8 protein-coding genes are annotated in these 9530 nt (G+C 44.5%); 5 read left to right on the forward strand and 3 right to left on the reverse strand.

Annotated features, from left to right (window positions below; all coding sequences use genetic code 11):
• Positions 1-36 precede the first annotated feature (36 nt).
• Both OH456_RS23440 and cpdB read right to left on the reverse strand, forming a co-directional pair.
• The gene (locus OH456_RS23440; RefSeq protein WP_124940544.1) at positions 37-489 is read right to left on the reverse strand and encodes a GNAT family N-acetyltransferase; all 453 of its coding nucleotides are present in this window, start codon (positions 487-489) and stop codon (positions 37-39) included.
• A gap of 90 nt (positions 490-579) precedes the next feature.
• A complete protein-coding gene (gene cpdB / locus OH456_RS23445) occupies positions 580-2541 on the reverse strand; it encodes a 2',3'-cyclic-nucleotide 2'-phosphodiesterase (protein ID WP_006073211.1) in 1962 nt (653 codons plus the stop codon).
• Between the two features lie 318 nt (positions 2542-2859).
• Here cpdB and cobA point away from each other — a divergent pair, with 318 nt between their 5' ends.
• The 5 genes from cobA (at position 2860) to cysC (ending at position 8595) form a co-directional block, all read left to right on the forward strand.
• Positions 2860-3735, forward strand: a complete 876-nt coding sequence (cobA, locus tag OH456_RS23450) for a uroporphyrinogen-III C-methyltransferase (RefSeq protein ID WP_270034328.1) — start codon at positions 2860-2862, stop codon at positions 3733-3735.
• A gap of 70 nt (positions 3736-3805) precedes the next feature.
• Positions 3806-4714: a sulfate adenylyltransferase subunit CysD gene (gene cysD, locus OH456_RS23455; protein WP_270034329.1), complete on the forward strand. Its 909-nt coding sequence runs from the start codon at positions 3806-3808 to the stop codon at positions 4712-4714.
• Between the two features lie 18 nt (positions 4715-4732).
• On the forward strand, positions 4733-6145 hold the full coding sequence (cysN, locus tag OH456_RS23460; protein WP_088876604.1) for a sulfate adenylyltransferase subunit CysN: 1413 nt from the start codon (positions 4733-4735) through the stop codon (positions 6143-6145).
• A 71-nt stretch (positions 6146-6216) separates the two neighbouring features.
• Positions 6217-7941, forward strand: a complete 1725-nt coding sequence (locus OH456_RS23465; RefSeq protein ID WP_038228867.1) for an SLC13 family permease — start codon at positions 6217-6219, stop codon at positions 7939-7941.
• Positions 7942-7962: 21 nt separating this feature from the next.
• Entirely contained in the window at positions 7963-8595 is a 633-nt protein-coding gene (gene cysC, locus OH456_RS23470; protein ID WP_236111644.1) for an adenylyl-sulfate kinase, read from the forward strand.
• On the opposite strand, the gene OH456_RS23475 is transcribed toward cysC, so the two are convergent.
• Positions 8592-9494: a TIGR03899 family protein gene (locus tag OH456_RS23475; protein ID WP_006073223.1), complete on the reverse strand. Its 903-nt coding sequence runs from the start codon at positions 9492-9494 to the stop codon at positions 8592-8594. The genes cysC and OH456_RS23475 overlap by 4 nt on opposite strands.
• Between the last annotated feature and the right edge of the window lie 36 nt (positions 9495-9530).

Below are 9530 nucleotides of genomic sequence, written 5' to 3' on the forward strand. Positions count from 1 at the left end.
TTCAATAAACAAAGGGGCCTATATTGGCCCCTTTGTTTATTTTAGAAGTTTCATATCTATATGGGGAATATCGTCTTCCATATACTCTTCAGAGCAAGCTTCAAAACCGTGTCGCGAATAATATTTTTGTAGATGAGATTGTGCGCCAATCTTTATGGTTTCATTAGGCCAAAGGCGCTGGCACTCCAGTTTAGCTTGAACAATGAGATCATGACCAAGTCCGCCACCTCTATGTGATGCTTTAGTTGCGACTCTACCGATACTCACATAGTCGTAAGTAGTGCCTTTGGGTAATAGTCTTGCACATGCGACAAGAGTGTCGCCATCATAGCCCATTAAATGATGAACTCCGTTAACTTGGTCATGATTATCCAACTCAGGGTAAGGGCAGGTTTGCTCTACGACAAACACGTCGACTCGAAGCTTCAACAGTTCATACAACTCAAGTGTGGTTAGCTGGGTAAAGGTTTTAGTGTTCCAATTAATCATAGTTCTCACTTGTCACTGTTTTTTCTTAGACTAAACGGACAGCAAAAAAAAAGCCACGCATTATGCGTGGCTTATTATCGATTAACTTAATTATTTTTGTAGATCGATTTGGTAAACCGCGAAACCGACATCATCGGTAGCGACTTTCTTCATTGGATATTGACCTTTGTCCTTGATGAACTGTGCCGCTTTATCCGATGGTGATGTTTCAAAACGAACATCTAATGCAACATCCGCTTTGATAGGAGCAAAACGCCAGTTGTTATCTGCGCTTGGTGTGACTTCACCTTTTTCTTGGCTAACTTTAGAGATGTAGTTGGCCACGATAGTACGGTTTTCATCCGGTGAATCAAACGCAATAAAGTCACTGCCTGTACCTGGGAACTTGTTGCTGTATGCACGGTAGTTATTAGTCGCAATGATAAAGGTTTGTTTCATGTCGATTGGTTTACCTTTGTAGGTAAGATCTACGATTCGCTCACTGTTACCATCAAGTAGTTTGCAGTTACCATCATAACGAGCAGGCTTACTGACATCGACCTGGTAGTTTACCCCGTCCATAACATCAAAGTTATAAGTGCGGAAACCATCCCAATCGATAAGCGATTGAGGCTGGCTTGATGTCACATCAATTTGTTTGAATTGGCCAGCAGAGCACTCAAGCCACTCTTTGACTTCTTTACCGGTTACTTTCAGAGCAACTAGTGTATTTGGATAGAGGTAAAGGTCGGCTGCGTTACGGAATGTAAGCTGACCTGACTCGACTTCAGTGAAGTTTGCTGGGTCATTTTTACGACCACCGGCTTTAAATGGAGCAGCAGCAGAAAGTACCGGTAAACCATCTAGGTCCGGATCACCTTGAATCATGGTCTCTACATAGTCTTTTTGCGCTAAGTTGACGATTTGAACCGTAGGATCATCCTGCACTAAAGCAAGGAAGCTGTACATCACGTCATTCGCTTTACCAATAGGTTGATTAACGAAGTCGCGTGTTGCATTGTGATCTTCTTTGACTGCGCTAACGATGCCTTTATCAGCGTCAACAAGTGGTTTCTTATTGGTAGCGTCGAAAATAGGGCGTGCTTCTGTTTGCGCTTCCGCGACTTTCCAGCTATCGCCATCTTGTTCTAACACAAGATCCATCACACCGACGTGGCTACCCCAACGGCCAGGCATAACTGCTGCAACACCGTTAATTGTACCTTTTTGGTTATCAACGCCTTGAATATTGTCAAAACCTTTACCAGGGAATACGGCATGAGAGTGACCAAATGCAATGGCATCAATACCGTCTACTTCAGATAAGTAATAGGTCGAGTTTTCTGCGCCAGCTTTGTAAGGGTCACTTGAAACGCCAGAGTGAGGAATCGCAACAATAATGTCTGCGCCTTCCTTTTTCATTTGAGGGACGAGCTTTTCAGCGGTTTCTTTAATGTCTTTAGCGAAAACTTTACCTTCTAAGTTCTTCTTATCCCATACCATGATTTGTGGTGGAACAAAGCCGATATAACCAACTTTAACTTCGTGAGCATTACCATCAGTGTCTTTGAAGGTGTGTGTTTTGATTAAATAAGGCTTGAAGTAGTGTTCGCCCGTTTTCTTATCAAATACGTTAGCGCTGACGTACGGGAAGTTAGCACCTTCCAATGTTGTCGCTAAAAACTCTAGACCGTAGTTAAACTCGTGGTTACCGATGTTACCCACATCGTAGTCTAATTGATTCATCGCTTTATAGACTGGATGTGTTTCACCAGGCTTGATGCCCTTAGACGCCATATAATCGCCCATCGGACTACCTTGAATAAGGTCACCGTTATCAACGAGAACACTGTTCGTTACTTCATTACGCGCTTCTTTTACTAGTGTGGCAGCTCGAGCTAAACCAATCTTCTGAGTTGGCTTATCTTTGTAATAGTCATAGTCCATGACATTGGTGTGAATGTCAGTTGTTTCGATAATTCGGAGCTTAATTTCATCTGCCATTGCTGGGCCCGCCATCGCTAGCATGCCACCAAGAACTGCAATTGAAATAGGTTTCACTGCCACTTTCATCTTCATATCCTTTGTAGGGGTAATTGATTTTAAACTTGCTAAGTGTAGCAATTTGTTGTGTAAGAAAGTTTACGTATACATAAAAAGTGTGATCTTAAGTGCGCACTCAAGTGCAATCTGATACACATCTCGCAACTTTTGTTTCAAGCCTAGTTCCATTCGTCAAAATCAGGCGGAAGATGGATCAAAAATTCACATTGTTCTGCACTAATAAAATCTGCTTAGTGACTTTTGGAATAAAAAATGAAATTTTAGAATTTCAGGTAATATAGAGGAGTGGTCATAATGCCATCATTCGACTAGCGAAGGATTGTTATTATGGATTCGTCTCAACCACTCCCAACGGGCAAGGTAGCCACACCAACTTTGGTGAGCAGTTATCATAAGCCCAAGTTGCCAAGTTCAGTATTACGAGCGGGTGAAGTTGCGCTAATTGGTGCAGGTCCCGGCGATCCTGAGTTACTCACCCTGAAGGCTCTTAATCTACTTCAACAAGCGGATGTGGTGCTTTACGACTACCTAGTTTCTGATGAAATCATGGAATTGGTGCCGGAAAATACCATTTTGGTTTGTGTAGGCAAGCGTGCTGGTCACCACAGTGTTCCGCAAGAGAAGACCAATCAATTATTGGTAGAGTTTGCACAAAGTGGGCATAAAGTCGTACGTATTAAAGGTGGCGATCCCTTTGTATTTGGCCGTGGCGGTGAAGAGCTTCAAGTGCTTGCAGCAGCAGGTATTCAATTCCAAGTCATTCCTGGTATTACCGCAGCCGCTGGCGCAACAGCTTACGCAGGCATCCCACTTACTCATCGTGATTACGCACAATCTGCACTGTTCGTCACAGGACATTTAAAGCCTGACGCTGATGATATGGATTGGTCAACGCTCTCTAGAGGTAATCAAACACTTGTCATCTATATGGGGTTAATGAAGTCCGACTACATACAGCAACAACTACTGGCGCACGGTCGTAGTAAAACTGTTCCAGTAGCGATTATCGAACGTGGGACTCAGCGTTCACAGAGAGTATTACGTGGCACCTTATCGAATTTACCGGAATTAGCACAACACGCTGAATCACCGGCACTTATTGTTGTAGGAGAAGTCGTCTCTCTTGCTGACGAGCTATCGTGGTTTGAGCGAGAGCATGATGAGGTTCAGCCAAACCAACGAGTCGCAAGTCAGCGCGCCTAATCACAGTCATTATTGAATCAGTCTTGTGTTGGTCACAGTGTGGCCGACATAGAAAAAGGAAGCACAACACATGGACCAAGAAAGACTCACACACCTAAAACAATTGGAAGCCGAAAGCATCCATATCATCCGAGAAGTGGCTGCCGAATTTGATAATCCAGTCATGATGTACTCCATCGGCAAAGACTCTTCTGTCATGCTGCATTTAGCTCGCAAAGCATTTTATCCCGGAAAAATCCCATTTCCGTTGCTGCATGTTGATACCGATTGGAAATTCAAAGAAATGATCGAATTTCGCGATCGCACTGCGGAGAAATATGGATTTGAGCTTTTGGTTCACAAGAATCCAGAAGGGCTTGCGATGGGGTGCAGTCCATTTGTACACGGATCTTCAAAGCACACAGATATCATGAAAACGCAGGGACTTAAGCAAGCGTTAAATAAATATGGTTTTGATGCAGCGTTTGGTGGTGCAAGACGTGATGAGGAGAAGTCGAGAGCTAAGGAGCGAGTCTACTCTTTCCGTGATAAGAACCATACTTGGGACCCTAAAAACCAACGTCCAGAGCTGTGGAAAACCTACAACGGTCAAATCAATAAAGGGGAAAGCATTCGTGTATTCCCATTGTCTAACTGGACTGAGCTTGATATTTGGCAATACATCTACTTAGAGAATATCGAAATCGTTCCACTTTATCTTGCAGCCCCACGTCCCGTTGTCGAGCGTGATGGCATGCTGATCATGGTTGATGATGAGCGCATGGAGATTGGTTCTGATGAGACTGTGGAACATAAGAGCGTACGCTTTAGAACATTAGGTTGCTATCCATTAACGGGTGCCGTTGAATCGGAAGCGAACACACTGACAGGCATCATAGAAGAAATGTTAGTGGCTACATCCAGTGAGCGACAAGGACGAGCGATCGACCACGATCAGTCAGGATCGATGGAGCTTAAGAAACGTCAAGGCTACTTTTAAGGATCGAAGGAACAGATTATGAATAGCGCAGTAGAAGCACAACTTGCTGAACTAGGTATTGAAGGCTACCTGAATCAGCATCAACACAAATCTTTACTCCGATTCCTGACATGCGGTTCGGTTGATGATGGCAAGAGTACCTTAATTGGCCGTTTACTCCACGACTCTAAGCAAATCTATGAAGATCAATTGGCGGCCGTTCACTCTGATAGTCAACGAGTGGGAACAACGGGTGAGAAGCCTGATTTAGCCTTATTGGTTGATGGTCTGCAAGCAGAGCGCGAACAAGGTATTACCATCGATGTGGCTTACCGTTATTTCTCAACCCAGAAACGAAAATTCATTATTGCCGATACGCCAGGGCACGAACAATACACTCGTAACATGGCGACCGGTGCGTCGACCTGTGATCTTGCAGTTATCTTGATCGATGCTCGAAAAGGAGTATTGGATCAGACGCGTCGTCATTCGTTTATTTCGAGCTTGTTGGGTCTTAAGCACTTTATCGTCGCGGTTAATAAAATGGACCTAGTGGACTTCTCTCAACAGCGTTACGAAGCAATTCGTGATGAATACCTAACGTTTTCGGAAAACTTAGGTAAAGACATCAATATCCAGATGATTCCTATCTCTGCTCTAGAAGGCGATAACGTGGTCGACTTGAGCAACAACATGGATTGGTATCAAGGAGAGCCACTGCTTGATCTGCTAGAAAAAGTCGATATCGACCAAGAGAAGCAGAATGGAGATTTCCGATTCCCAGTGCAATATGTGAATAGACCTAACCTCGATTTTCGCGGTTTTGCTGGCACCATTGGTTCAGGCGAAATACAGGTTGGCGATGAAATCAAAGCACTACCTTCTGGGAAAACATCACGTGTAGAACGTATTGTGACGTTCGATGGTGATTTGCCTCGCGCATTTGCTGGTCAAGCAGTAACGCTGACTTTAAGTGATGAGATCGATATTAGTCGCGGTGACTTGATTGTAAAACAAGACGCGAAAGTGGTGTCGTCAAATCGTCTGCTTGCTGATGTGGTTTGGATGACTGATGAGCCTTTGGCTGCAGGTAAAAGCTATGACATCAAGATTGCAGGTAAGAAAACTCAGGGCCAGCTAGAAGGTGTTCGTCATCAATATGACATTAATACACTGAAGTCTTTTGATACTGACGCTTTGCCTCTCAACGGTATTGGTTTATGTGAGTGGTCACTTACAGAGTCGGTTGCGGTAGATAGTTATGATGCGGTGCAAGATACCGGTGGTTTTATTGTTATCGACCGACTCACTAATGTCACAGTAGGTGCAGGCTTGGTTCGTGAAGCATTAGCTGAAGAACAACGTTCACCTCAAGAGCGCATGGGGGCATTTGAGAAAGAACTGAAAGCACTCATTATGAAGCACTTCCCTGAGTGGGATGCCAATATCTAACGTCTTAGTTAGTTGGAACCATTGTGACGTGAAATCAATGTAACGTAGCATTAAGCAGTAGGGAGAAGGATATGTGGGAACAAGGAGTAGTGCTAGCACTGTTGATGTCTATCATTGCTTGCTTGATCGCGACCCAGATAAAACCGAGCCTTATCTTTGCTGGTGCTGCGTTTATCGCGTTTATTTCCGGTATGTTAGAGCTTAATGCGATAGCGACCAATTTTACTAATTCGTCGCTATTAACTTTGGTGCTACTGATTCTCTCGTCTGCGGCGTTAGAAAAAACTCGATTGATCAGTTGGGTTAGTCGTTCCATTGCTACAGGCCGTTTAGGCTCTGTAGTGGCAAAGCTTGGGGTTTCTACTGCTTTGCTCTCTTCTTTTACCAACAATACCGCTGTTGTTGTGTCATTAATTGGCGCTATTAAGCGCAACCAGCGTCATGCTCCTTCAAAGCTGCTTATTCCTTTATCTTATGCGGCTATCCTTGGAGGTACACTGACGCTAATTGGTACTTCTACCAACCTTATAATCAATAGCTTCGTCGAAGATGTGGGCTTACCAAGTTTGGACTTTTTCGCACCCACTTGGATAGGACTTAGTGTCTTAGTCGGTGGAGTACTGGTACTGATTCCATTGAGTTATCTTCTGCCTAATTATGATGATGCGAATCAAGATGATTTGCCCTACTTTTTGGAAGCTCGAGTGGAGCCTGGCTCACCACTAGTGGGACGAAGTATCGCAGAGAACAATCTCAGGGCATTACGAAAGTTGTTTTTGGCCGAAGTGGTACGAGATGGTGAAACTCTGGCTTCAGTTGACCCTAACTTTGTCCTTCAAGCTAAGGATCGTCTGCTGTTTTGTGGTGATGTGGAAAGTGTTGCTACTCTTCAAGAAATTCAGGGTTTGACGTTTTTCGGGCAGCACCATCTCAACGGACAGAACCTATTGGAAGTGGTGGTCAGCTCATCGGCGACCTTCTGTAATAACACGCTTAAATCGAGCCATTTTCGTGACCGTTTTGATGCGGTTGTGGTGGCGATTCGGCGTGGTCATGAACGACTGGAAGGTGGTCTCGGCAATATTATCTTACAGGCCGGAGATACATTGGTGTTGGCGCCTGGTAAAGGGTTCGAACAGGCTCGTCGCCAACATCGAAAAGAGTTTGTGCTGGTCAATGACTTAGATTCCAGTGCCAAACTTGATTTTGCTAAATCGAGTTACGTGCTGCTTGGTTTTGTTGCTGTGATTGCGTTAGCACTCACTCACATTCTCCCCATAATTAAGGGGCTAGCACTGTATCTAATTGCGGTTCTGGCCTTTGGCATCGTTAATATCGGCGAGCTAAGGCGTCGCTTTCCGGTCGACATTGTGGTGATTGTTGGCTCGGCGTTGTCTATCGCGCAGTTGATGATATCTACTGGCCTCTCTGAGCGAATGGGAGCGATGTTTATCGAGCTATTCAATGGTTGGGGAGTATTTGGAGCGTTAGTGGCTACTTACTTGGTGACACTTATCCTAACCGAATTGGTGACCAATAATGCAGCCGCGGCATTGGCGTTTCCCATTGGCTACAGTATGGCGGTCGGCTACGGCGTTGATCCCATGCCTTTCATAATGGCTGTGCTGTTTGGTGCGAGCGCGAGTTTTATCTCTCCTTATGGTTATCAGACTAATCTACTGGTTTATAGCGTTGGTAATTACCAACTGAAAGATTACATGAGAATTGGGATACCTATCTCTATTGTCTATTCCGTTTTGGTATTGGCACTTATTCCCTATTTCTTTCCGTTTTAAGTATTTTTACAAGGACTTACTATGTCAAATAGTGCACTGGCAAGCGCCGAAATAAACAAAGATGAAAACGTTATTTGGCATCAGCATCAGGTAACCAAGTCAGAGCGTGCAACCTTAAAAAAACAGCAGCCAGTAGTATTGTGGTTTACGGGGCTTTCCGGTGCTGGAAAATCAACGGTGGCAGGTGCTCTGGAAACTGAACTTACGCAACGTGGTTATCACACTTATTTGCTAGATGGCGATAATGTGCGACACGGGCTCTGTCGAGACCTAGGCTTTTCTCAGCAAGATAGACGAGAGAACATTCGAAGAGTTGGTGAGCTAACAAAATTGATGGCGGACGCGGGTCTTATCGTGCTCTCGGCCTTTATCTCTCCTCACCGAGAAGAGCGAGCTTTGGTGCGTGCGCTATTACCTCAAGGCGAATTCTTGGAAGTCTTTGTTGATGCGAGCTTGGCGGTTTGTGAAGCGCGGGATCCTAAAGGGTTATACAAGAAAGCACGAGCGGGAGAAATCAAGAATTTCACCGGGATAGATTCTGAATATGAACAACCCATCGAACCAGAAATTCATTTAAATGCCGACGCATATAAAGTTGAGGAACTGGTTGAACAGTGTATTCAGGCACTGACTGAGCGAAGTATCATTAGCTAAACCGTATGATGAAACGAGTTGGCCGTGTCACCCTTCACAATGAACTTTCTATTCAGTAACTCTAGTAGTTTATCGCGGTACTGGTTATTGCTACGGTTTCCAAGCAATTGGCACAACTCGTTACCCGTTGGGGTAAATCGGTAGTAGGTTAACGTGATGCCTTTATGCTTTGGCTGCAACGTCATTTCTTTACCTTGATAACTGAGCTTAAGTGCGGGCTCTTTGGTGATTTCACCGGACTCTAATTCGGTGGCGAGCAGGATGCCGAGCTCAACAAGTAATAACAGGCTGGAATAGGGAAATTGAAATTCACCTAGGCTTAGTTCATCAAGGCTTTCGCGTTTAGAAAAGCTAAATAACCCTGCCTGATGGCGAATACCAAGCAGTAGTTTTCGGCTAGTATCGGTACCAAAACTGCAAGCCAAAGAAGCAGCGCGTTGTAGAGTTTGTGCTTCTTTTGGCGTCATGTCTCTGAGGGTTTTTAGAGCTTTCATCGAAGTTGAACCCGGATTGGTCACTTCTCGTTTTAGCACCTGTGCCCATAGTTTTTGCATTGAGCTGTTGTGAATTTCCTTGGCCATGTCGAAATAACGCACCAGCCAGTCAAAGTCTGGCTCTCCTGCCACTTCATTTTTGCACGATGTCAGCGCGGCTTTCACAATTTGTTCTAAGTTCTTTTGTCGCTGCTCTTTACTCTGCTTTTCGCGCAACATGGCGCGTTCAAATAGGCTTTTACTTGGGGTTTCCTCTGCAATCAATGCGTCCAAACTATGTGCTTGAGCAATAGCACGTATTCTGCTGCCACTGTCCTTCATATGGTGGCTTTTTTTGTGAGCCTGTTCGTTCTGCGTGTTTGGCTCGGTAGTTTGTGATTGCTGATCGACAGGTAATTTGCTCATAAAAACGAATTCAAGATAGGCAGTAAAATTGTACGA

Source organism: Vibrio sp. La 4.2.2 (assembly GCF_027586995.1).
Lineage (GTDB): Bacteria > Pseudomonadota > Gammaproteobacteria > Enterobacterales > Vibrionaceae > Vibrio > Vibrio mediterranei.

What these genes read in the sequence shown, in the direction of transcription:
- OH456_RS23440 (WP_124940544.1), bottom strand. Translation starts at nt 489, where the DNA reads ATGATTAATTGGAACACTAAAACCTTTACCCAGCTAACCACACTTGAG.
- cpdB (WP_006073211.1), bottom strand. Translation starts at nt 2,541, where the DNA reads ATGAAAGTGGCAGTGAAACCTATTTCAATTGCAGTTCTTGGTGGCATG.
- cobA (WP_270034328.1), top strand. Translation starts at nt 2,860, where the DNA reads ATGGATTCGTCTCAACCACTCCCAACGGGCAAGGTAGCCACACCAACT.
- cysD (WP_270034329.1), top strand. Translation starts at nt 3,806, where the DNA reads ATGGACCAAGAAAGACTCACACACCTAAAACAATTGGAAGCCGAAAGC.
- cysN (WP_088876604.1), top strand. Translation starts at nt 4,733, where the DNA reads ATGAATAGCGCAGTAGAAGCACAACTTGCTGAACTAGGTATTGAAGGC.
- OH456_RS23465 (WP_038228867.1), top strand. Translation starts at nt 6,217, where the DNA reads ATGTGGGAACAAGGAGTAGTGCTAGCACTGTTGATGTCTATCATTGCT.
- cysC (WP_236111644.1), top strand. Translation starts at nt 7,963, where the DNA reads ATGTCAAATAGTGCACTGGCAAGCGCCGAAATAAACAAAGATGAAAAC.
- OH456_RS23475 (WP_006073223.1), bottom strand. Translation starts at nt 9,494, where the DNA reads ATGAGCAAATTACCTGTCGATCAGCAATCACAAACTACCGAGCCAAAC.